Origin of the sequence: Psychrobacter sp. ANT_H3 (assembly GCF_027919975.1) — a bacterium.
Lineage (GTDB): Bacteria > Pseudomonadota > Gammaproteobacteria > Pseudomonadales > Moraxellaceae > Psychrobacter > Psychrobacter maritimus.
Genome location: NZ_JAQISM010000016.1, coordinates 109,572 through 134,710, shown reverse-complemented (window position 1 = coordinate 134,710; position 25,139 = coordinate 109,572). Strand labels below are relative to the sequence as shown.

19 protein-coding genes are annotated in these 25,139 nt (G+C 45.4%); 4 read left to right on the top strand and 15 right to left on the bottom strand.

What is annotated here, in order from left to right:
• Positions 1–9: 9 nt before the first annotated feature.
• Both PG901_RS09600 and PG901_RS09595 read right to left on the bottom strand, forming a co-directional pair.
• Positions 10–1,026, bottom strand: coding sequence for a cell division protein ZipA C-terminal FtsZ-binding domain-containing protein (locus PG901_RS09600; RefSeq protein ID WP_201624745.1), 1,017 nt, complete (start codon positions 1,024–1,026; stop codon positions 10–12).
• 202 nt (positions 1,027–1,228) lie between these two features.
• Entirely contained in the window at positions 1,229–5,185 is a 3,957-nt protein-coding gene (locus PG901_RS09595; RefSeq protein WP_201624744.1) for an AAA family ATPase, read from the bottom strand.
• Positions 5,186–5,324: 139 nt separating this feature from the next.
• On the opposite strand from PG901_RS09595, the gene PG901_RS09590 reads away from it, so the two are divergent.
• Positions 5,325–5,624 carry a DUF4298 domain-containing protein gene (locus PG901_RS09590; protein WP_201624743.1) on the top strand — a complete coding sequence of 100 codons (300 nt, stop codon included), beginning with the start codon at positions 5,325–5,327 and terminating at the stop codon, positions 5,622–5,624.
• Between the two features lie 43 nt (positions 5,625–5,667).
• On the opposite strand, the gene PG901_RS09585 is transcribed toward PG901_RS09590, so the two are convergent.
• Positions 5,668–6,603, bottom strand: coding sequence for a hypothetical protein (locus tag PG901_RS09585; RefSeq protein ID WP_201624742.1), 936 nt, complete (start codon positions 6,601–6,603; stop codon positions 5,668–5,670).
• A 51-nt stretch (positions 6,604–6,654) separates the two neighbouring features.
• Positions 6,655–7,458, bottom strand: a complete 804-nt coding sequence (locus tag PG901_RS09580; RefSeq protein ID WP_201624758.1) for a sulfite exporter TauE/SafE family protein — start codon at positions 7,456–7,458, stop codon at positions 6,655–6,657.
• A gap of 178 nt (positions 7,459–7,636) precedes the next feature.
• Here PG901_RS09580 and PG901_RS09575 point away from each other — a divergent pair, with 178 nt between their 5' ends.
• Both PG901_RS09575 and PG901_RS09570 read left to right on the top strand, forming a co-directional pair.
• On the top strand, positions 7,637–8,587 hold the full coding sequence (locus tag PG901_RS09575) for a biotin--[acetyl-CoA-carboxylase] ligase (RefSeq protein WP_201624741.1): 951 nt from the start codon (positions 7,637–7,639) through the stop codon (positions 8,585–8,587).
• 37 nt (positions 8,588–8,624) lie between these two features.
• Positions 8,625–9,353: a pantothenate kinase gene (locus tag PG901_RS09570; RefSeq protein WP_201624740.1), complete on the top strand. Its 729-nt coding sequence runs from the start codon at positions 8,625–8,627 to the stop codon at positions 9,351–9,353.
• Between the two features lie 228 nt (positions 9,354–9,581).
• On the opposite strand, the gene PG901_RS09565 is transcribed toward PG901_RS09570, so the two are convergent.
• The 11 genes from PG901_RS09565 to PG901_RS09515 all read right to left on the bottom strand — a co-directional run bounded on the left by PG901_RS09565 (position 9,582) and on the right by PG901_RS09515 (position 23,711).
• Positions 9,582–10,769, bottom strand: coding sequence for an isovaleryl-CoA dehydrogenase (locus PG901_RS09565; protein ID WP_201624739.1), 1,188 nt, complete (start codon positions 10,767–10,769; stop codon positions 9,582–9,584).
• Between the two features lie 88 nt (positions 10,770–10,857).
• Entirely contained in the window at positions 10,858–11,778 is a 921-nt protein-coding gene (locus tag PG901_RS09560; RefSeq protein ID WP_271134322.1) for a hydroxymethylglutaryl-CoA lyase, read from the bottom strand.
• A 36-nt stretch (positions 11,779–11,814) separates the two neighbouring features.
• Complete coding sequence (locus PG901_RS09555; RefSeq protein ID WP_201624737.1) at positions 11,815–13,938, bottom strand: acetyl/propionyl/methylcrotonyl-CoA carboxylase subunit alpha; 2,124 nt, start codon at positions 13,936–13,938, stop codon at positions 11,815–11,817.
• A gap of 56 nt (positions 13,939–13,994) precedes the next feature.
• Positions 13,995–14,813, bottom strand: a complete 819-nt coding sequence (locus PG901_RS09550; RefSeq protein WP_201624736.1) for an enoyl-CoA hydratase/isomerase family protein — start codon at positions 14,811–14,813, stop codon at positions 13,995–13,997.
• 166 nt (positions 14,814–14,979) lie between these two features.
• On the bottom strand, positions 14,980–16,590 hold the full coding sequence (locus PG901_RS09545) for a carboxyl transferase domain-containing protein (RefSeq protein WP_201624735.1): 1,611 nt from the start codon (positions 16,588–16,590) through the stop codon (positions 14,980–14,982).
• A gap of 140 nt (positions 16,591–16,730) precedes the next feature.
• Entirely contained in the window at positions 16,731–18,485 is a 1,755-nt protein-coding gene (locus tag PG901_RS09540) for an AMP-binding protein (protein ID WP_201624734.1), read from the bottom strand.
• 330 nt (positions 18,486–18,815) lie between these two features.
• The gene (locus PG901_RS09535) at positions 18,816–20,048 is read right to left on the bottom strand and encodes an FAD-dependent oxidoreductase (RefSeq protein WP_201624733.1); all 1,233 of its coding nucleotides are present in this window, start codon (positions 20,046–20,048) and stop codon (positions 18,816–18,818) included.
• Positions 20,049–20,318: 270 nt separating this feature from the next.
• The gene (locus tag PG901_RS09530; RefSeq protein ID WP_201562444.1) at positions 20,319–21,101 is read right to left on the bottom strand and encodes an amino acid ABC transporter ATP-binding protein; all 783 of its coding nucleotides are present in this window, start codon (positions 21,099–21,101) and stop codon (positions 20,319–20,321) included.
• Positions 21,102–21,217: 116 nt separating this feature from the next.
• Positions 21,218–21,889 (bottom strand): ABC transporter permease subunit, encoded by a 672-nt coding sequence (locus PG901_RS09525; RefSeq protein WP_183619868.1) that lies wholly within the window; start codon positions 21,887–21,889, stop codon positions 21,218–21,220.
• A complete protein-coding gene (locus PG901_RS09520) occupies positions 21,886–22,632 on the bottom strand; it encodes an amino acid ABC transporter permease (RefSeq protein WP_183619867.1) in 747 nt (248 codons plus the stop codon). Before PG901_RS09520 ends, PG901_RS09525 begins: the two co-directional genes overlap by 4 nt.
• Before the next feature lie 95 nt (positions 22,633–22,727).
• The gene (locus PG901_RS09515) at positions 22,728–23,711 is read right to left on the bottom strand and encodes a glutamate/aspartate ABC transporter substrate-binding protein (RefSeq protein WP_201624732.1); all 984 of its coding nucleotides are present in this window, start codon (positions 23,709–23,711) and stop codon (positions 22,728–22,730) included.
• 408 nt (positions 23,712–24,119) lie between these two features.
• Here PG901_RS09515 and hslO point away from each other — a divergent pair, with 408 nt between their 5' ends.
• Entirely contained in the window at positions 24,120–25,100 is a 981-nt protein-coding gene (gene hslO / locus PG901_RS09510) for an Hsp33 family molecular chaperone HslO (RefSeq protein WP_201624731.1), read from the top strand.
• The last annotated feature ends 39 nt before the right edge of the window (positions 25,101–25,139 follow it).

Below are 25,139 nucleotides of genomic sequence, written 5' to 3'. Positions count from 1 at the left end.
GTTTAGACTTTAACCTTCATAATCGCGAACTTGGTTACGCAATTGCTGCTTGTATTCAGGGGTGATTGGTTCGTTCTCTTCATCGAGCATAACGGCGTCCAAATCACTTGCCATCATATACGCGATGCTCATCATACTATCGAAGCTACGCAGCGCTTGTGGATGCGGCAAGGATAAGAAAACCACCACGCCGTTATAAGTATTGGTCGCGACGCTATGCGGGTCAAAAGGTGCGATACCACTATCAGTAATGCCCATCATACTAAACCACAGCATGCCAGTGCCGTCTTTTTGCTCATAGCGATGGAACATATTCATCGCGCCATAGCGTAGACCGTATTTATCAATTAACGCTAGTAAATCGCGACCACGGATAATTGCGGCTGGGCGGTCACGGTATTGGTGCGGCAAGATAGTAATATTGATGTTGTCTTTGGCGTTGATTAACGGACCGTTTTGCGCTTCATCAACCGGCTCTGAGAGATGCTGATCGAGTATCGGACTATTATTATCAAAGCTTGGCTCGTCTGCGGTATCAATCACTGGCATCAGGCTGTCGGTTGCAGAGACCAAGCTTGAAAACGCATCTGGCTCTTGTTCGATATTCATCTGCTCAGCAGTAGATACAAACTCGCTATCATCGGCATGCTGCTGCTCATTTTGCCAGCGCGCATAGTCGGCGTCATCTATCACGTCGTTATTAGCGTCATTAACATCATGGCGTTCAGCCGTTAGCTGTGCATCGACATGGGTATGAGACTGGGTCAAAGGTTCTTCTTCAACGACTGCATCCAAATAACTGCGATCAGGGCCGATGCTGGTTTCGCCCGCGACGGTGTCGTCTAAGTCTGGCTGATCAACGATATTGCGCTCGTGGCGCGGTATGATTGGGATACCGTTTTTATCATAATTGACCGCGGCAGCCTCAGCAGTTCTGCGACGCTTAAAGCTGCGAATGACCATAAATAGCCCTGCAAGCACGATAAATGCGGCAATGGCGATTAATATAAACTGGATAGCGGTCATGAGAAATACATCCTAATATATGACAAAAGGGAAGATATAAGAGTGAATAAATGGCAATAGTCTAGCATGGCTGATTAATATCGTCACCATATAGTCATCGTTTATCATTAGCCCGAAATATTTGCGTGACTTTATATTCTAGCCCTAACTATACCACTAGCAATGGCTGCCAGTTATCAATTATTTTATTACTGGGCTGATCTTAATCAGAAAGGTAACGCGCGGCTTCATCGAGCGAGACGCTGACCAAGGTAGAAATACCTGCGCTTGGCATGGTAACACCTTTTAGCTCATCGGCAATCTGCATCGTCAGCTTATTATGACTGATAAAAATAAACTGTAAGTCGTCTGCTAACTCATGAATGAGGCTAGTAAAGCGGGCGACGTTGGCATCATCAAGCGGCGCATCGACTTCATCAAGCACACAAAACGGGGCCGGATGCTGCTTAAATATCGCAAAAATCAAGCTTAGCGCGGTCAAGGTTTTCTCACCACCTGACAGCACAGCAAGGCGACTATTGCGTTTGCCCTTTGGTTGCGCCATTAAAGTCAGCCCTGCCCGCCACTGCTCTGACTTTGGCGCATTAGCAGGCATATCGTCAGTATTGAGCGTTAAGCTTGCTTGCCCGCCACCAAAGACTTTGGCAAATAAATTGGCAAGCTCGCTATTGACCGCCTCAAGCGTCTGCATAAATAGCGTCTTGGTGGTTTCATCAATCGAGGCAATCGCCTCCGTTAACGTCTCCATACTAGCAGCAATGTCTGCTGTCTGCTGCGCGAGTGGCTCTAAGCGCTCATTAACTTCTGCCAATTCTGCTACTGCAGCGAGATTGACCGCGCCAATTTTACTGAGCTGCTGCTCAAGCTTTGCGCGCTCAGATTCTAATTCTGCGATTTTGTCTGGACGCACACGGCGATCATGAGCGATAAAATCCGCCAATAAGTTTGAGACGCTCATCACTTGTTGCTGATGCTGGGGCTGCTGCGCTATATCCGATTGCGCTTTATATTTATGGCTGACTTTATAGTAAGCATCTAGCGCTTCTTGCGTATGAGTACTGGCATCGTCTAAACGCGCCGCACTTAAGGCCAGCTCGGTGGCGAGGCGGGCAAGCTCACTTTGCTGCATTTGCAAGGCGTTTTGCAAACTGTCTAGCTCGACCTGTTGCTGACTATATTCTTGCTTAAGCACCGTTAATGCTGCCTCGCGTGTCGTTAATACTACTTGCTGCTCATCACGTGCTTTCTGTGCTGTTTGCAATGCTGCTTGTAGTGCGGGCAGTTTGTTTTGCTGCTGCTCATGACGCGCTTTTAAACTGTGCTCGCTTTGTAGCGATTTTTCATGCTGCGCAGTTGCCCGTACAAGACTACTCACACTATGTTCTAGACGCATCTCACTTTTTTGAATACGAAGTCGCAATGCTTGCCAAGCGTCATCATCCGTTTGGCGCGCACGATTTAGCTCACTACGCTCAGACTGCAATTGCTGACTTAATGCACGAGCGTCGGCTATTTGCGGCGTCAGCGCTGCTATCTCGCTTTGGATCTGCTGCTGCTCATGATTTAGAGCCTGCTTCTCTTGCTCTAATTCTTGTTGTTCTTGCTCAAGAGCGACTTTATCAGCATTTAGACGCTGGCTGTCCGCTTGGATGCGCTCAGCATTGGCGCGCTTAGTGGTGAGCTGTTGCTGATATTTATGTTTATCGCGGGTTAATTGCTCAGCTTGCGCGCGCGTTTCTTCTAAGCTGACCGTCAGAGCATCATAGTTGCGTTGATTCTCAGCAATAGCCTTTTGCTGATTTTGGATTTTGATCTCAAACTCATCAAGCAGATTTTCTAACGCTTGCAAACGGCTGCGCTGCTGTAAACGCTGGCTTAAGAATTGGCTATTGCTCTCATTTTGACCATTTTGCGCATCAGCAAATTTACTGAGATTAATCGTACCCTGACGACTGATAAGCCAACCGTCCGAGGTTAGTAAAATGGCTGATGATGGCAGTGCTTTTAAAATCTTAGCCAAGTCTTCTAACGTTTGCTGAGTATTCGTTTTAGATTGCACAATATATAAATAGCATTGCTGCCAAAGCGCTAAGTTAGGGGCAGTAATCAGCTCTGATAAAGGCAGTATTTTATCAATTAAAGTATCTGGTAATTCGCTAATAAATAAATGGTCTTTAATCTCGCTTTGCTTAGCAGATAGCCACAAGCTATGACCAGTTTCTACTAGAGGCCTCTTTTTCGTACTACTATGCGCATTTTGCGCAGTCTGATAAGTAAATAAATCTGTTAAGTCATGCTCAAGCACTTGCCATAAGCTGTGCGGTTTCTCAGAATCATCACTCACGTTATCAACGCTTGGCTGCATGGTTTGGTTAGAAACCAGCACATGACTATCCAACCATAATGCCAATACGCTATCGAGTAACTCGGCATGCTGTTGCCCTTTTGCGCTTAGCTCAATCTGCTCACGTAAGGTGGTAATTGCCAATTCGTTATACTCGCTGGCTATTTCGCCCTCTAAATCACTTTTAGCATTAGCAGTCTTTGTATTAACAAGCGGTTGCGATTTTGGGAGTGGTTTAGGATGTAATATCTGATGTAGAGTATCGTACTCACCTGCTAAGACTGCGTGACGTTTCTCATCCTCGCTTAACTCGCGCTGCTGCGTGTTTAGACGCTGCTGTAAATCATGCGCTTGCGGTAGTAGCTCAGACAGGCGTTCATCCACGCTGTCTTGTTGGCGTTCAATCTGTTGCAGCTGTTTATTTAGCTCAGTAACTTGTGTCTCTAATGTGCGCTGTAAATTGTTCGCATCTGTATTACCTTGTAAACCAGCGCTCTTAACTGGTGATAGAAACTGTTGTAATTGCTGCCATAAATCCTGCCAATTTTGCTGGCGACGCTGCCATTTCTCATGGTTTTGCTGCTGGCGTTTTTGCGCTTGGTTATTAATGGCTTGCTGCTGCTCAAGCGTACGCGCATTATCTTGCAGGCGTGATAGCTTATTTTGCGCGTCATGGTAGGCGCGCTGTAATGGTTGCTCGTTGCGTTTATGCGAATCGCGTTTACTATTAAGCTCATCTAGTTGCGGGCGCAGCTCTTCTAGCACATTATGCTGCTCAGCCTGCTCGCTTTTTAAGCGCTCAATCTCAGCCATCGCTTGCTGACGCTGCTGCTCTAAGCTGGCTAGTTGCTGTGCGATAATGTTTAGTTGTAATTTGGCATCGCTAAGCTCATGCTCAGCTTGTTGATAGCTTAGCTGCTGCTGATAATGGCTACTTTGGGCATCGTCTTTGAGCCACTGCTCTTGATTGATATGGGCAGAAAGCTTATCTTGCTTAGCTTTTAGAGTCTCATAGCTGGCTTGTAGTGTGGCGACTTCATTAGCGCTACGCTCATGGGCGATTTTTTGCTGCTGCTGATTATGCTTTGCTTGATATAACTGCTGAATGGCAAGTTGTTGTTTAATATCAGCAAGTGTTAACGCTAACTCTTCGTAACGCTCAGCACTGGCCGCTTGCTTAGATAAGCGTTTTTGTTGGCTGACCAGCTCGCTTTGCATATCATGCAGACGTGCTAAATTGTCCTGCGTCTTCTCTAGCTTTTTTTGCGTCTCGTCACGGCGCGCTTGATAGCGTGAAACCCCTGCCGCCTCTTCGATAAACTCACGCAGCTGCAACGGGCTAGATTCAACAATACGCCCAATCATGCCCTGCTCGATGACCGCATAACTGCGCGCGCCAAGCCCAGTTCCCAAGAATACGTCGACCACATCACGGCGACGACAGCGCGTACCATTGATAAAATAATCCGAGCGCCCCTCCAAATTCACCTGACGGCGGACGGACAGCTCTTGATAGAGATTAAACTCATGGCGAATACCAGTCTGCTCGTCTTGCGTATGCTCAAAGGTCAGCTCAACACTGGCGACACTTTTGGCCGCTTTATCTTGCGTACCGGCAAAGATAACATCACTCATCGCCCCGCCGCGTAATTGCTTGGCGGAAGTTTCGCCCAGCACCCAACGAATGGCATCGATGACGTTGGATTTGCCGCAGCCGTTCGGCCCAACGATGGCGGTGATGCCATGGCGGAAAGTAAAAGTCGTTGGATTGGCAAAGGATTTAAAGCCTGCCAGCTTGAGAGATTTTAGACGCATGAAGGATCAATAAACTTAGCAAAAACAGGCGGCTATTCTACCTCAAATTGTGCTAAATTTTTAGGGTTTGTGACAGATGCTATAATATGGCTTAAAATCAATATCATTAATTTAAACACTAAAAATTAAGAGAATTAAAATGACTGATTATAATCCGCAAGAACTACAACAAAAATATGAAGAATGGTGTGAGCTACATCGTAAACAGCTTGAGGCGCAGCAGCAGTTTTTGCAAGCTGAAACCTTGCTAAATGAGCTGAAAGATTACTATCTAAATCCGCAATGGATGGCGGATCGTGAAGCGGATCTGCCAATTGAACACTCAGGTAAAGAGCACTCTATCTTTAGTGAAGATGCGCTATGGAATATGCTCACTGACCGTGACGAGCTGGCACGACGGTGGATGCGTTTAGGGCTAGATGCTATTGATAAGAAATAGGCAGCTATTTCATCTAAAGTCGTAATGAGCTTTAGAGTTAAAGTCATAAGTGCATAAACGATTTTGATTGAAGACTTTGATTAAATCCTCGCAATAGTTTTTGCTCGACTTGGCAAACCTCATTTTCATTCAAATAATGATTATTAAACTCAATCAGTGACTGCCAAGAGATACTCGCAACTTCTAAATGGGCAACTACTTCCAATAAATCAGGCTGTAATAAGTGTTGGTATTTTTCTGGCTTGCTTTGACACATAGCTATTTCTTGATTAATTAGGCTTTGCTTATCCTCTTTTATAATACTGCCGCCGATAAACAGTAGTAAAAACTTTGCACCTTTATCAATGAAGCCTATTTCTAATAAATACTTGTACATTAAGCAGTATTTTAATATTTGGTCAGCGTTTTTCTTGCCATTAAGCTTCAATTCATTGGCGATCAATATATTCGCCTGATGATTGTAAGACAGATTATCCATGAACATAGCTTTCAGTTCAGTACTAAATTCAAAGATGCCGCTATTGCCGTGTGTTGACCATGAGCCACATTGTTCAAATTTAATGAATTGCCCATAAAATAGGTTTAGATAAATGTCACTACATAAACTGAGAAAAATATCGAACTCTTTATTTAGATAATCCTCAGAAAAGAACTTTACGCGGCGCACCGCTTCCCTAGCATTACAAATACCTATCGTTTGCGTTGAATAAGTCTCTAATTGCTCAGACTCACTCATTTTTTGATTCAAGTTTTTACTAACAGCTTGCTCGATTTCTTGCAAGCTCTTATCTTTCAGCTCTGGAACCATTGTCCATTCAATAATCTGTCTTACATATTGCTTTTTGCTAATACCAAGAACACGTTGCGGTTCCCATACTAAAAACTCTACCATATTAGATAAACCAGTTGTCCATGGTATTTCATCCTTTAGATGGCTGATTGAGCCAAATACACGGCGATATTTTTCTGCAGCTTTCATCCAATAGTATTCCTAAGTTGGCGTTCTAATTTCTATTTGAATTTGAGACTATTAAATCACCCCAATTCCACTTAACAAAAGCTGCCCGCCCGCAAACAATAGCAAAACGCCAAAGGCACGCTTAAGCGTTAGCGCAGGTAATACATGAGCAAGCTTGGCACCAACTTTTGCCATCGCAAAGCTAGCAACGGAAATGCATAAAAATCCTGTGATATGGACAAAGCCTATCGTACCCTGAGGCAAATTGACCACGTCTTGACCGAACCATGCAAAGCCTGCCGCGCCAGCCAACGCAATAGGTAAACCACAAGCAGCTGAAGTGCCGACCGATTGTTTCATCGGTAGCCCTGCCCAATTTAAAAACGGTACGGTCAAACTGCCACCACCAATCCCAAAAATAGACGATGCCATACCAATGCCCGTACCCGCGCCAAACTGCACACCAGCGGACGGTAACGGCTTACCCAACTGCTCTTTGTTAGAGAAGAACAGCATTTTTAACGCGACCAATAACGCGCCGACACCGATAATCGCTTGCAATACCTTACCGTCAATCATATCGGCAATGCCTGCCCCAACCAAACTACCGATAACCAAGCCCAATGCCATTTTGCGCCATACTTCCCAGCGTACACCGCCGCGCTTATTATGCGCAGTTAATGAGCTGATCGAAGTCACTACAATGGTCGCAAGTGATGTGCCAATCGCCAAATGCGTCACCACTTCAGGAGGGAAATGATACGCAGTAAAAATCCATACCAATGCTGGCACGATAATCATGCCGCCGCCGACGCCAAACAAACCTGCGCTGACCCCAGCAAACGCCCCTGCAATGACAAACCACACATACAACATCATAGTACTACCTTTTATAATGGTTATTTTTAGATGATAATAACCAGCGCCTGCGCGTCATTAGTATTTAAGTCGTGACAATTCTGCCGATGGCTGTCATTTTTAAAATTGCCTTAGTATATCAAATGCTATCTTAAAGACTCGATTAAACCTTATATGAACTACAGCGACTAAATTTATGCCGTTATCTATATCTATGCCGTCACCAGTCAATTATTCTGTCCATTTGCCTGAGCTTACCCATCGTCATGTGACCAGCAGCGCTTCTACCAATAGTGAGCTGATAGACGCTGTGCAAGATGCTACGCTTGACGCTACTGAGTTGCATCTATTAACGGCTGAGACCCAAAGCGCAGGGCGTGGACAGCGTGGTCGTTCATGGCAATCACCGCGCGGCAATGTTTATCTGTCGTTATATCATCCAGTACACATGCCCATTAGCGGTTTATTATCGTTAATTATCGGCGTCGAGTTGGCAAAAATGCCTATTATCCAAAGGTTAAATGAACAATTACGCGCGCAAAGTTTAACCCCTATCGGCGTAAAATGGGCCAATGATTTGGGCTTTTATCAAAATTTACCTGAAGCAGATAAAGCTGAACCAGACACACAAATTATTCAACTTAATAAGCTTGCTGGTATTTTAATTGAACCTGTGTGGAAGGCAGGAAAATTGGTCGGCGTGGTCATGGGCGTTGGATTGAATGTACAAGCCACGCCAAAGCTAACCGCACAAACTTGTGAAGGCATGAGCTATCAAGCCATTAGCTTACAAGATATTTATGGAATGCTGGTGTCAGATAACGCGAACAGTCTACCAACCTTACAAACGCTTTATCAACAAATTAGTGAAGCGTTACTGGCGGCTATGTCCCGCTTTGAGCATTTTGATATCGAAAGGCCAACTGGGCATACTTACTATTTAGATAGCTTTTTGCAAGAGTTTGCGACGATGGATGCACTGGCAGGTCTGCGATTACGTGTCAGCCAAGACCATGATGATAATTTGCATGTCATCACTGGTGACGCCTGCAGTATTGATACAAACGGCTGTTTGCAATTGCGTGAAGATAACGGTAAGATTTCTGCGCTTTTTACCGGTCGTATTGATGTGATTCGTGAAGCTTAAACCACATACTTAACGATCACCATATAAAGGGATTTTTATGCTCTGGTTAGATCTTGGCAATACCCGTCTTAAATACTGGCTCACCGATGATATCGGGCAGATAGTCGCGCACGATGCCAAGCAGCATTTGCAAGCGCCTGCCGAATTACTCATGGGTTTGACCGATCGTTTTGAGCGTTATGCGCCCGACTTTATCGGCATATCATCTGTACTGGGTGACGAGTTGAACGTAAAAGTATCAGAGACTTTGAGTCGTCTAGATATTCCGTTTGAGTTTGTCCATGTTGATGCGGCACACCCATTGATGCGTAGCGCCTACAATGACAAGCAGCTCGGCTGCGATCGTTGGCTACAAATGCTGGGCGCAGTTGATAAGAAAAAGCGTCAATGTGTGATTGGTTGCGGTACAGCTGTAACGATTGATTTGATTGATCACGCTGAGCATTTAGGCGGTTATATTTTCCCAAGCATCTATCTGCAACGTGAATCACTATTTTCAGGCACCAAGCAAATCACCATCTCTAACGGTACGTTTGATAGCGTCAGTCAGGGCACCACCACGCAAGATGCGGTCCATCGTGGGATATTATTATCCATCGTTGGTGCCATCAATGAGATCAGTAACCGGCATCCCAACTTTGAGCTCATTATGACTGGTGGTGATGCTCATATCATTGCGCAACATATTAATCGTTCAGTGCGCCTGCGCGATGATTTATTATTAAATGGTTTGGCACGTTATTTTGACCATAGTAAACAGACATAGTGTTTTGAGCGTTTGTATAAATAAAAAAAGCAGTACGTTTTAAGCGTACTGCTTTTTTATTATGGCTTATTTGACTCAAAACCGATATAGAGTGCTAATGGGTTGAGTTTTTCGCAGCCTCTTTCACGCCTGCGAACAGCAAGTAAGAAAAATTTTGCCCATTAGCACGAGGATATTAATGTATCCATTTTATTTCGAATTTACTATCTAACGAACCCTCAATAATTTTTACTTGGTCTCGTTAAACAATTCACGACCGACCAACATACGGCGAATCTCACTGGTACCCGCGCCGATTTCATAGAGCTTAGCATCACGCCAGTAACGACCAAGTGGATACTCGTTGGTATAGCCATTACCACCAAAGATTTGAATGCCCTCGCCTGCCATCCATGTGGCTTTTTCGGCACACCATAAAATCACACTGGCGCAATCTTTACGTACTTCTCTACTATGACCAGCACCGCGTTGATCGAGCATATCCAAATTCTTGCCAACGGTGTATAAGAAGCTACGACCTGCTTGCAGGATGGTATACATGTCCGCGACTTTACCTTGGATGAGTTGGAACTCACCAATCGCTTGACCAAACTGCTTACGATCATGGATGTAAGGAACGACATTGTCCATCACTGCTTGCATAATACCGATAGGACCAGCGGCTAATACTGCGCGCTCATAATCAAGCCCACTCATAAGTACTTTGACGCCTTCGTTTAGACCGCCTAAGATATTCTCTTTAGGGACTTCAACATTATCAAAAGTCATCTCACCAGTATGACTACCGCGCATGCCGAGCTTATCGAGCTTTTGCGCTGTACCAAAGCCTTTCATGCCTTTTTCCACGATAAATGCCGTCATGCCTTTCGCGCCCATTTCGGGATTGGTTTTAGCATAAACCACCATCACGTCCGCATCAGGACCATTGGTAATCCACATTTTGCTACCATTCAACACGTAACTGCCATCTTTTTCTTCGGCTTTTAGCTTCATACTAACGACATCTGATCCCGCACCGGTTTCGCTCATCGCCAGCGCACCAATGAATTCACCACTAATGAGCTTAGGCAGATATTTTTGTTTTTGTTCCTCTGAGCCATTACGTTTGATTTGGTTGATACACAGATTAGAGTGCGCACCATAGCTCAGCGCTACAGAGGCAGAAGCACGGCTAATCTCTTCCATCGCCACCATATGAGCAACGTAACCCATGTTAGAGCCGCCGTACTCTTCAGGAACCGTGATGCCATGTAGACCTAAATCACCCATTTTTTGCCATAAATCCATTGGGAACTCATCGCTGCTGTCAATCTCAGCGGCACGCGGGGCGATTTCTTTTGCTGCAAACTGCTGCACCACATCACGTAATGCGTCGATATCTTCGCCAAGCTGAAAATTCAATCCAGGTAAACTCATAACCATTCCTTGTATTTTGATGTTTTAAATTTTGAATTTTGAATTTTAATCTGTTTTTTTAAAGCCACTGTGTTTTTAATGCAATTGGTTAAGCCTGACGTTTATTGATGATAGCACGCGCTACGCTTGACCCATTGCGGCGACCGAGAAAGTCACTAATACGCTCGCCAGCTACGACAAGTCTATCCAAGTCAATACCGGTGCTAATACCCATACCATGCAGCATATAAACGACGTCTTCAGTTGCGACATTACCCGTTGCGCCTTTGGCATACGGGCAGCCGCCAAGTCCAGCCACTGAGGTATCAAATTCACTGACGCCCATTTGTAAAGCGGCTAAAGTATTACTCACGGCTTGACCATAAGTATCATGGAAATGACCTGATAGCATGCTGATATCAGCGTATTCCAGTGCGGCTTGTAGCGCGCGCTGCACTTTGAGCGGCGTACCAACACCAATGGTATCAGCAATACCGATCTGCTCTGAACCAATCTCAACCAAACGCTTAGTGACATAAGCCACTTGGCTAGGATCAATCTCGCCTTCATAAGGGCAACCGACCGTGCAAGAGATAACGCCTCGCACTTTGATACCTTTTGCTTTTGCAGCAGCGGCAACAGGTGCAAAACGCTCAATACTTTCATCGATACTGCAATTGATGTTTTTTTGGCTAAAGGTTTCACTGGCTGAGCCAAAAATTACGATTTCATCAGGACGATGATTGATCGCATTTTCAAAACCACGCATATTGGGCACGAGTACCGAATAACAAACATCGGCATGGCGTGTGGGCTCTAAAGCTTCGAGCAGTGCGCTATTGTCGCCCATTTGCGGCACCCACTTTGGCGAGACAAAGCTGGTCGCTTCGAGTTTTTTGATGCCTGCTGCGATTAAATCGTTGATCAGCCTTTGTTTAACCGCAGTCGGTACCGTCATTGCTTCGTTTTGCAAGCCATCACGTGGACTGACATCAACGATGGTGACGTGCTCTGGATACGAATGGCTCATGGTTATTATCCTTTCATTGTTCTTATACTTCAGTTGTTAAGCTTCGCTAGCTACTGTGTCAATACGCAGTAACTCATCACCATCAGCAACCGAGTCGCCCGCCGCAAATAACAACTCTGCTACCACGCCATCAGTCGGTGCGGTAATGGTATGTTCGATTTTCATCGCTTCGATAACGGCAAGTGGCTCGCCTTTTTTCACGCTATCGCCGACAGCCACTTTAAAGGCAACGACCTGCCCTGGCATTGGTGACTTCAAACTACCGACCGCTGCAGACTCTTCGCCCACATGTGCCATAATATCAATTAGCGTAATCTCGTCCCGACCGCTATCTGTGAACACATAAACGGTCTCATTATGTACCCAACTTTGAGCACTAATACGTGCGCCTTCTAACCATAAAGTATGATTGTGTGCGTCACTGCTGGCGTAGCTGACTTCACTTTCATAAACACTCTCTGTCTGAGCGGCTACATTGACATTATCTTGAGTGTCGTTACTCGCGATCTCTTTTTCAATGACCAACGTAAAGCTGCTGGTATTTTCAGCACCCTTTTTACTATCAGAATAATGGGCATTGTGCCAATTGCTAATACGTGCTTGGTACGCTTGCTCATCATAAACCAAGCTAAACGATCTTGTGTAATCGCTATAAGCACGGAAACCGGTAGGCTTACTAAATGGATCTGCATCTGCGTCTTGTGCAATCCCTTCACTGGCAAGCTGCTGCGCGATAGCAGTAACAGCAAGCGTCGATAACTGCAGCGGATGCTGATTAAACAGCTCGTCCGCCTCACGCTCTATCAACGCCGTATCGAGATTGGCTTGGCTAAACGACTCAGTATTGAGAATATAGCGCAAAAACGCCACGTTAGTCGGCAAGCCAACAATACGCGTTTGTCCCAATGCGCGATCAAGTTTCGCTAATGCTTGCTCGCGAGTGGGCGCATGAACGATAAGCTTTGCAATCATAGAGTCGTAGAATGGGCTAATCACATCGCCCTCGCGTACCCCATCATCGATACGTACATCGGTACCGCTTTTATTAATAACAAAGGTACTGTGCTCAGGCTTTTGATAAGTAAATAAAGTGCCTGTCGCAGGTAAAAAGCCATTGTCAGGGTTTTCTGCACAGATACGCGCTTCAATCGCATGACCATTAATCGCCAGCTCATCTTGCTGCTTAGGTAATGGCTGACCCGCGGCGACCAAGAGTTGCCACTCGACCAAATCGACACCAGTAATGGCTTCACTAACCGGATGCTCAACTTGCAGACGGGTATTCATCTCCATGAAATAAAAGCTCATAGAACCTTCGCGCTGTTCAACGATAAACTCAACGGTACCTGCACCAAAATAATTGACCGCACGCGCCGCTTCAATTGCCGCTGTGCCCATCGCCTCACGCATGGTAGCGTCAACACCTGGAGCTGGCGCTTCTTCTAATACCTTCTGATGGCGGCGTTGTACCGAGCAATCACGCTCAAACAGATGCACATAGTTACCATGCGTATCACCAAATACTTGAATTTCGATATGGCGTGGTTTTAGGGCGTACTTTTCAATCAATACTTGGTCATTGCCAAAACTGGTAATGGCTTCGCGGCGACATGAGTCCAACAGGTCAATAAAATCGCTGCTCTGCTCAACGATACGCATGCCTTTACCGCCACCGCCCGCACTGGCTTTAATCAGCACAGGATAGCCAATGCTATCAGCTTGCTGTTTTAAAAACTCGGCATCTTGATTGTCACCATGATAACCTGGTATCAGTGGCACACCAGCGGCTTCCATCAAACGCTTGGATTCAGATTTGCCGCCCATCGCGCGAATAGCATCAGCGGATGGACCAATAAAGATCAGTCCTGCATCTTGACAGGCTTGCGCAAAATCGGCGTTTTCACTTAAAAAACCATAACCGGGGTGAATCGCTTGTGCACCAGTCTGTTTAGCAATCGCAATGATAGCGTCGCCTTTAAGATAGCTGTCTTTGGGAGACGATCCGCCCAAATAAACCGCTTCATCACAGACAGCGACATGCTTGGCCTCACGGTCAGCATCAGAATAAACAGCGACGGTGTTTACACCCAGACGCTTGGCAGTCGCTGCAACACGGCAGGCAATTTCACCACGGTTGGCGATTAGAATTTTAGAAAACATAACTATCCCTGTAACTTATCGTTTTTATTTATCGGCTTGACTATCGTTTTTTGCTACTAGTCTGTCGTTAACCAACTTGGTTTACGCTTTTGCAAAAAAGCTTGCACGCCCTCTTTACCTTGCTCTGATGAACGAATATCAGCAATACCTTTGACGGTATCGGCAATCAATTCATCGGTAATGGGTGCGCCCGCTACTTCATGCAATAAGCGTTTGCATGTCTTAACCGCATCGGGGCTGTTTTTGACCACTTTATCGCAAAACGCCGCAACGGCATCGTCAAGCGACTCTTCGCTGACGCGTTCATGGATAAAGCCCAACTGACGCGCCTTTTTAGCATCGAATACTTCCGCACTTAAAAAATAGCGCTGCGAAGCTCGTGCGCCCAATGCCTTGATCACATAAGGGCTAATCGTTGCAGGGGCTAATCCCAAACGCACTTCACTCAAGCAGAAATTGGCGATTCTCACCGCGATTGCTACATCACAAACGGCGACCAAGCCCATACCACCTGCATAGACATCACCTTGTATAGCAGCTATCGTTGGCTTAGGACATTCATAAATGGTCTTAAGCATTTGTGCCAATTTGTCCGCGTCCGCTAGATTTTCCTTATAGCTATAATCCGCCATGGCACGCATCCAATTAAGGTCGGCACCAGCACAAAACGCTTTACCAGCAGCCGCTAACACAATGACTCGGACGTTATTATCAGTGCCAAGCTTGTTAAATACTTCCGTTAGCTCGGTAATCATTTCGTCGTTAAAGGCATTGCGTATCTCAGGGCGATTTAACGTCACTGTAGCCTTGTGCTGATCGATATCGACCAATAGGCTTTTATAATTATCAGACTTTTTATCACTGTCTTTTTTCATAACTTTCTCTATATTTTTTATGTAGGTATCTTTCTATAGGTATTTAATCAAACTTTCAGTCAATCCATAATAATATTAATACAAGGAAACCGAATGCAGATGTACAAATCGTACTTCAAATGAGGATGACGCAGTAGTAAATTATTATGGGCAGACCTTAAAACCCTTACATTCTAAAGACACCAAAACTTGTTTCTTCAATCGGTGCGTTGTGAGCCGCACTAAGCGCTAATGCCAGTACATTACGGGTATCGGCAGGGTCAATCACCCCGTCATCCCAGAGACGTGCTGTCGCGTAGTATGGGTGACCTTGCTCTTCGTACATATCAAGAATCGGCGCTTTAAAGGCAGCTTCATCTTCCGCACTCCATTCCTCACCTTTACGGTCGAAATTGTCACGCTTGACGGTCGCCAGTACCGAGGCGGCTTGCTCACCGCCCATCACCGAGATACGCGCATTTGGCCACATCCATAAGAAACGTGGGCTATAAGCACGGCCGCACATGCCGTAGTTACCGGCACCGAACGAGCCACCGACAATGACGGTAAATTTCGGCACTTTCGCGTTGGCTACTGCCATGACCATTTTGGCGCCATGACGGGCAATCCCTTCGTTTTCGTATTTACGGCCGACCATAAAGCCGGTAATGTTTTGTAGGAATATCAATGGGATTTTACGTTTACAGCACAGCTCAATGAAATGCGTGCCTTTTTGCGCCGACTCACTAAACAAGATGCCATTATTGGCGATGATGCCAACTGGCATACCTTCGATATGAGCAAAACCACAAACCAGTGTCGTACCAAAACGTGCTTTGAATTCATCAAAGGCACTGTCATCGACGATACGAGCGATGATTTCTTTGATATCAAAGGGTTTGCGCTTATCGGTTGGAATAACGCCGTATAACTCTTTGGCATCATAGCGTGGTGGAAGCGGTTTGATTTGATTCGGAATTTGCTTGGCAGGACGATTGAGATGGCTGACGATATTGCGGGCAATCGATAATGCATGAGTGTCGTTCTGCGCCAAATGATCGACCACCCCTGACAGACGGGTATGTACATCGCCGCCGCCCAAATCTTCAGCGGTGACTTCCTCGCCTGTTGCTGCCTTTACGAGTGGTGGACCACCCAAAAAGATGGTGCCTTGATCTTTAACAATAATAGACTCATCACTCATCGCTGGTACGTATGCACCGCCCGCCGTACAGCTACCCATAACCACAGCAATCTGTGGAATGCCTGCAGCACTCATATTGGCCTGATTAAAAAAGATACGGCCAAAGTGCTCTTTATCAGGGAATACGTCATCTTGGTTGGGTAAGTTAGCGCCGCCTGAATCCACCAAATATACACAAGGTAGGTTGTTTTCTTGCGCAATTTCTTGTGCACGTAGGTGTTTTTTGACCGTCATTGGGTAGTAAGTGCCGCCTTTTACCGTGGCATCATTACAGACAATCATACACTCAGTGCCATTAATACGGCCGATACCCGCAATCACGCCAGCCGCTGGAATCTCTTCGCCATACATATCATGCGCTGCCATTGGCGCGACCTCTAAAAATGGCGTACCGACATCAAGCAAACGCTCGACACGCTCACGAGGTAGTAGCTTACCACGTGCTAGATGCTTAGCTCGTGCACGCTCTGAACCGCCTTGAACGACTTTACGCAAGTGCACATATAGGTCATCGACTACCGCTTGCATGGCGGCACTGTTTTGCTGAAATTCAGCAGCGTTTGGACTCAGTTTACTGGTTATGATAGCGCTCATGATATCCCTTTTCTTTGATGCGTAAATGCGAGTAGCTTTTTTATGCGAGTTATTCTAACTGCTATTTATTTTAAGCGTTACTCACATGATTAATCCGTGATTGTCAGGTCTGGTTATTTCATACCTGACAAGCAAGCTTACTATAAGCCTAGCTCTTCTTTCATTTGTTCGATAATTTTATATTTTTGAATTTTGCCAGTGATGGTCATCGGGTATTCGGTCACGAAGCGATAGTAGGTCGGTACTTTATAATGAGCGATATGCTCGCTACAGAACTGGCGCACTTCTTCTTCAGTCAGGCAATCTGGCTCTTTAGGAATAATCCATGCCGCAAGCACCTCACCATAACGCTCATCTGGGATGCCAACGATTTGCACATCACGAATCTTTGGATGACGATAAAGATAGTTTTCAATCTCAACTGGATAAATATTTTCGCCGCCACGAATGACCATGTCTTTACTACGACCAACGATTTTGACATAGCCATCTTCGTCCATGGTGGCCAAATCACCGGTATGCATCCAACCATCTTGAATGGCTTCGCGGGTTTTAAAGCGACTGCCCCAATAGCCTTTCATCACTGAATAACCACGGGTCAGCAGCTCGCCAGTTTCACCTAAAGGTACAATCTCACCCGTTTCGGTATCGACGACCTTAACCTCAAGCGCAGGTTGCACCAAACCAACGGTCGATACTTGCTTCTCAAGTGGCGTATGCTCATTGGTCTGGCAGGAAACGGGACTGGTCTCAGTCATGCCATAAGCAATGGTGACCTCACTCATATGCATCTTATCAATGACACGGCGCATCACTTCAATCGGACAGCTAGAGCCGGCCATAATGCCAGTACGCAAAGTCGATAAATCAAAGTTTTCAAATTCAGGGTGGTCGAGCTCGGCGATAAACATCGTCGGTACGCCATGCAGACCCGTACATTTTTCTTCTTCGACGGCTTGCAGGACTGACAATGGCTCAAAACCGTCGTTCGGATAGACGATACAACCGCCATGCGTCAGAATCGCTAAGTTGCCGAGCACCATACCGAAGCAGTGATATAAAGGTACTGGAATACACAGTCTGTCTTCCTCAGTGAGATTCATGGCCTCACCGATAAAGTAGCCGTTATTGAGGATATTGCGATGGCTTAACGTCGCACCTTTTGGCGTCCCGGTCGTGCCACTGGTAAATTGGACGTTAATAGCATCCGTGTTTTTAAGCTGGGCTTGACGCTCAGCAACCCGTGGATCATTGGCATCGCCTTCCGCCATCCAAGCAGAGAACTTCTGCATAAAACCAAACTCTTCATCAGAGTTTGGCTCATCAATCCAAATGATGCGCTCAATGGTTGGAATCTCGACCAAATCAAGCTGAGTATAATCTTTATGATAAATTTCAGGACACAGCTCACGGATTAGACTGGCATAATCACTGCTTTTGAAATGGCGCATGAGCACGAGTGCTGAGCAGCCCAATTTATTTAAGGCATATTGCAGCTCAAAGGTACGATAGGCAGGATTGATATTGACGAGGATAACGCCGACTTTCGCCGTCGCTAGTTGCATCAAAAGCCATTCAGCATTATTGTGCGACCAGATACCGATGCGATCACCAATCTCAAGACCCATCTCAATCATACTACTAGCCAGCTGATTGACATGCTGTTGTAGCTCACGATACATCCAGCGGATATTTTGATGGCGCACGACCAGTGCTTCGCGCTCAGGATATTTTGATACAATCGCATCAAAGAAATCACCGATGGTTGCCTCAATCAGCGGCACATCAGGGCCCTTGTCATAGCTTTGGGTAAGTGGCGCATTTGCTGAGCGTGCACCCATATTGATGCTGGGGATATTATTTAGAATGGTATCGAAGTCAGAAACTTGAGTCATAACGAGTCCTTTCGTTTTACTTTTTATGTTGCTAATGAGTCGCCTGTCACCCATTCATTGTTCCTTGAACAGGTCTTGACGAGCGTTAGCTACTATACCGCCTTAAATCGAAGGCTGTCAATAATAGTAATACAATATGTATCATTTAATTAGTTACTAAAAATAATCGCTGAGTAAAAGATAGCATAAAAGCATGACAAATATTTGACACAAAAAAGCCAGTTATGCATTTGCTGCATAACTGGTTTTTTGATGAGAGTTAATTTTCAAACCTATTATTAGAATTAGACAACAAACTCTAGATTTAGATAATATTTAGCCCTCTAACGATTAGGCTTTAACCATTGGCGGCGCTTTAATCGTTACCGTCGCGCTGACTGCATTATTCTCATCAAGCAATTCCATAATAAGCTCGTCATCCGTTTCAGTGATTACTTGCCAATTACCAGCAGCCTGCGGTACGCCCGTTGCCATCACCGATATCGCTTTATTTTTTAAGCGAATCATCGGCGGCTTATGCTCATAACCGCCGTGTTCGTGACCCAAGATATCATCAGCAATCGTTGCCGCCTGCGCGCGCAGTGGCGCGACATAACGGCAGGCAACGCCATTGATAGACATACAGTCGCCAATCGCATAGATATTATCAGTATTGGTACGCAGCGTTGGCGCATCGACCACGATACCGGTGCGGCGATTGAACTCAACCCCAGCAGCTGCTGGCAATTTATCATCAACCGTCAGACCCGTACTGGCAATGACATGGTCAACGATTAATGGTTCGAGAGGCTGAGCAATATTACTGTCGGTAGCTGCTGCGACCGGCTCATAGCTGACTTGCAGCTTACCATCATTATTACGCATGACATTAGATACTTGATAACCGCCTAAAAAATTAATGCCCTGCGACTGCACTGCTTTGGCAATACGAGCTGTCGCTTGTGGCGGCAGCATTTGCGATAGCGGCGCGTCATTTAAATCAATCAACGTAACCTTATGACCGGCTTTTAATAAATCTTCGGCAATTTCCGTTCCAACCATACCAGCACCAACGATGGCAACATGCTGACTGCCAGCTGCGAGCTTCTCTTGTAATTGGCCAAAGCGCTCGATATGGTTGACATGCCAAACCAAATCCTCCGGTAAGCTCGATGGAAAGATAGGATGCGCGCCCATCGCCAGTACCAATTTCTCATAGCTGATAGTGGCGTAATTGGTATAAACAGGGTCTGAGCGCAGCGCCGAAATAAGCTGTATGGTTTGAGCAGCAGCGTCAATATCCGTCACTTGCGTATTGGCAAGTAAGGTAATATTCGCCGCCTCTGCGGCATCGCTACCCGTTGCCCGCACCAAATCGGCGGCACTTTTCTGTTGGCTAATTGCCATGGTTAGCATAGGTTTATGATAACGATCGCCATTATCAGAGGTGATTAAGGTAATCGGAACGTCTTTATCCTTTGCACGAATAGCATCAATCACGTGCCATCCTGCCAAGCCTGCACCAATAATCACAATACCTTTAGATGCGTTGCCTGCCGCTATCGATGGATTTTCTACACTCATATTAGCTCCAATATCGTTTATGAATTATTTTAATTTTTGACATATTGACCGTTACTGTATCAGTAAACAGCCATTCACTCACCTATTCCAGTATGTAGCTAGTTCCAGTATGTAGCTAGGTAGCCGCTAATGTAGTCACTTGCATCAACATCATCATCATCATCATCATCATCGAATATATCAATATAGGATATGCTACGGGCATAAAAAAGCGCCTATAAATAGACGCTTTGGATGATGTAAATCTGAATGATATTTTTAATAATACCTTTAATGATTGAGAATTTTAGATAAGAACATCTGCGCGCGGTCACTTTTTGCGCCTTCAAAAAACTCATCTTTACTACAGTTTTCGACGATATGACCTTCATCCATAAAGATAATCCGATTGGCAACTTGACTGGCAAAGCCCATTTCATGGGTCACGCACATCATGGTCATACCATCACGAGTCAGCTCAACCATCACGTCAAGCACTTCTTGAATCATCTCTGGATCAAGCGCGGAGGTTGGCTCGTCAAACAGCATCGCTACTGGATCCATCGCCAGCGCACGCGCAATAGCCACACGCTGCTGCTGACCACCGGACAGCTCAGCCGGATACTTTGCCGCTTGCACCGTCAGCCCGACACGATCTAGATACGCCATAGCTTTTTTCTTAGCTTCGTCTTCTTTACGACCCAATACCTTGATTTGTGCCACCATCAGATTATCAATAATGGTCAGATGCGGAAACAATTCAAAATGCTGGAATACCATCCCAACACTGCTGCGCAATTTGGGTAAATTGGTCTTTGATGCGCCAACCGAGATACCGTTGACCATGATGTTACCTTTTTGAAACGGCTCGAGACCATTGACGGTTTTTATCAAAGTAGATTTACCACTACCCGATGGGCCACAAACCACGACCACATCACCTTTATGCACATGAGCGCTACAGTCAGTTAGCACTTGAAAGTCGCCATACCATTTACTGACATTAGACATCTCAATGACTATCTCATCGCTCGCATGCCCATTATCAGTGACCAGTCCGCCAAATTTATTCATATACGTGTCAGCATTATTTACCACTGGCTCATTCATCACTGGCTCCTAACCACATTACTTTCGATAATATTTATTAAATTAAAGTCTTAATCTTAAAATACTGCGTTAAATTCACCTTAAAATCTGAGGCGTTTTTGCAGTTGCTGCACGCCGATAGAGGCACTTAAGCTAATGATAAAATAAATAGCCCCTGCACCTAAAATATAAGGCGTTAATAGCCCCATCAGCTCACCACGAACGTAAGCGGCGCGGAAGAAATCGGTCAAACCAATGGCAAATACCAACGTCGTATCTTGGAATAAAATAATACATTGCTGCAAAATCAGCGGTAGCATTTTACGAAAGGCTTGCGGCAAGATAACCAAACGCATCGTTTGCCCATAAGTCATACCTAGCGCTTTCGCTGCATTAACCTGCCCGCTACCAATCGATTGGATACCGGCCCGTACCACTTCTGAGAAGTACGCTGCTTCAAACATCATAAAGGCGACGACACACGAGGTAAACGCGGTATCGAGTTGCAGATACTTACCCGCTATCCAAAAATAAATCATCGGTACGGCAAAATAAAACCATAGCAGCACCAATAGTAACGGTACTGAGCGAAAATAATTAACGTATAGTTTGGCAGGAATTTCTAGCGCTTTAATACCTGATAAGCGCATCAAGGCCAGTACCGTTCCTAAGCTGATGCCACCTAAAATAGCGAGAAACAATACCTTTAAAGTGGTCAGCATGCCGCCCATCAAACCGGGATACGCCGTTGCAAGTTCGGTCATCATATTCATTTTTGACCTCCTGCAATCAGCCCGGGCACACGTAATTTACGTTCTATCAAACCCATAATAGCAATCAAGGACAGATTAAAGACCAGATAAATAATGGTCGCATAAGTATAAATCTCGAGGCTGTTTTGGGTGTATTCACTAATGGTTTTGGTTTGGCTAATCAGCTCCATTACCCCAACGAGTGACGCCACTGAAGCATTTTTAAAGCAGTTGGTCAGCTCTGAGCTCAGCGGTGGCAGGATAATTCGAAACGCTTGCGGTAATAGCACTTCCTTATAAGCCTGCGGAATCGTAAAGCCAAGCGCATAAGCCGCATTGACTTGCCCTTCAGGAAGCGATTCGATGCCAGTACGCACTTGCTCGACGATACGCGCCGCAGTAAATAACCCTAGACCGATACTTGCTGACAGCATGGCTGAGGTATTGGGAGATAAGTCTTTATACCACCAGTCCTGTATCGCGGGCGTCAGCCAACCGGGGGCAATATAAAACCAAAAGAATAATTGTACGAGAAGTGGAATATTACGAAAAAACGTCACATAGGCGGTGCCGATGCTACGGGCAGCCTTATTTGGCAAGGTGCGCATAATGCCAAAAATAGTACCAACGACCATGGCTATGGCCCAAGCGATACTGCCAATCAATAACAGCCAGCCTAGACCTGTAATCATCCAATGGATATAAAGCTCGTTACCGATACCGGTCTGCTCAAAGAGCACACCCCAGTTCCAGCTATAATTCATGATTGTCTCTCCAAGCAGCGATTGAAAAGCCGACGCGCCCGATTGACATTGCTATCAATCTGAGCGCGTAAGCAAGCTATGTTGAGGGACAATAATTACTGTGCTGTCGCGACTTTTGGCTGAGCGCTATCATGTGGATTGGCAATCAAAGCTTTTAGATTGTCTGACATCTCAAAGTTTAGATTGACATTTTTTGGTGGGATTGGATTTAAGAACCATTTGTCATAAATGCTATTAATCTCGCCTGAGCTAAAGACATTGGCAAGCGCTTCATCGACCACCGCTTTAAATTCAGGGTCGTCTTTACGCATCATACAACCATAAATCTCAAACGATTGCGGTGTACCAACGATAACCCAGTCATCAGGATTTTTGGCTTTGGCTTTTTCGCCCGCAAGCAAGACATCATCCATCATAAAGGCATCAGCGCGACCATTTTCTAGCATCAAGAAGCCTTCGCCATGGTCTTTTGCTGAGATGATATTGGTATTCATTTTCTTATCATCATTGTACTGACGGATGTAACGCTCTGAGGTCGTACCGGCGGTAGTGACCAAAGTTTTACCTTTTAGGTCTTCAAAATCTTGGATACCTGAGTCTTTTTTGGTCAATAAACGCGTGCCAATTTCAAAGAAGCCGTTTGAGAAGGCCACTTGTTTTTGGCGCTCTTCGTTATTGGTCGTTGAACCACACTCAAAGTCGACCGTGCCGTTTTGTACCAAAGGAATACGAGTTTGCGAGGTGATCAGGTTATAACGAATTTTTAGATCAGGCATATTTAGCTTTTCTTTAACCGCTTCGACCACTTTCATCTCTAAATCGTGGGCATAGCCAATCGGTTGATTTGGGTCATCAGCGATATAAGAGAACGGAATAGAAGAATCACGGTGACCGACCACGATAGTGCCTGAATCTTTGATTTTTTGTAGCGTGCCGTTGGCATTTGCTGCCGTTTCTGTCGTAGTCGCCCCATCTGCTGGCGTCGCTTCAGTGTTGGTTTGATTGCTATTATTACAACCCGCCAAACCAAGTGCCATAAAGGCAGCCAAAGTTAAGGGTTTAGAGATTAAGTAGGTCATGAGATACATCCTTTTATCACATTATCACAAAATTAAGAGGGGACTTTGGCGTTGTGTAAGCCATTGCTCGACTTTATGTTGGTCATTAAATGACTTTTCCGCCATGCATCCATGCTGTTGCTGTTATTTATCACTATGCAACTTAATGTTACTGTACAACAATTTGAGCGGTGGGGGTAAACTTTTTTTAATAAGGGCGACTTGCAAAATACTTAAGCTTATCTATCTTAATAGATAGCCAACAAAACCACCATAAGCGTAGAAAATACTACAGGCTATTTAAGCGCTGAATACGAGCCTTTATTTTTAATAAATAACTTAAAATCAGCAAGCAATCTACACGCTGTGATTGATAAATCATGATCAATCCCCATAAAGCTAACAACTTCTTAATACTACCTATGACCTATGACACAAGATACTCAAGCCCCAAATACTGAGAGCCAAGCGGTTGTTCAGCATCATGATAACGACGTACGCCAACGCTTTTTTATCGAAGATTCACCGGTGCGCGGCGATGTGGTGCGCCTATCACGCAGTTATGCGACCACGATTGCGCAAAAGCCTTACCCTGAAGCGATTAAGCGCTTATTGGGCGAGATGCTAACGGCAGCAAGTTTGCTAATCAGTACCGTTAAAATCAATGGTCGTTTATCGATTCAGTTGCAGTCATCAGATAGTGACAGCTTGCTGAATTGGGCGATGGCTGAATGTGACCAAGACGGTATCATCCGTGCCCTTGCCAGCTGGAAAGGCGACACTGACGAGCAAGTACAAGCGTGGGAAAATATGCTGCACGCCAAAGAAGCGTTTGCGGAATTGGGTGCTGCTGGTCAAGGCGTATTGTTTATTAATATTCAACCTGATGGCGGCGAGCCGTATCAAGGTATCGTTGAGCGTAGCCATGATAATTTGGCGGACTGCTTGGCGCATTATCAAAAGCAATCGGCGCAGATTCCAACGCTGATTAACTTAGCCTCTGATGGTTTGCAAGCAGGCGGTATCTTGGTACAAATGCTGCCTCGTACGGCTGAAGAAACCTATGAAGTCGAGCAAAACCAAGACGCCGGTATCGATGATGATTTATGGACGCGCTTAAGTGTGCTCACGCGTACAGTGAAAGCAGAAGAGCTGACCACGCTTGATACCAACGAGATTCTTTATCGCTTATATAATGAAGAAAAAGTCGTTGCCCCTGACCCTGTGTCTTTATCATTTGGCTGTACCTGCTCACGCGAGAAGTGTGAAATGGCCATCGAGCAAATCGGCGAAACTGAAGTTTTAGATATCGTTGAAGAGCAAGGCGGTACTTTTGAGATGGATTGCGGATTTTGCGGTGAAGTCTATAAATTTAATAAAGATGATGTGGCGGCGATTTTCGCTGAGTAGTTTTTAGTTCTATTTATTTGATTGTCCTTATTTAATTTT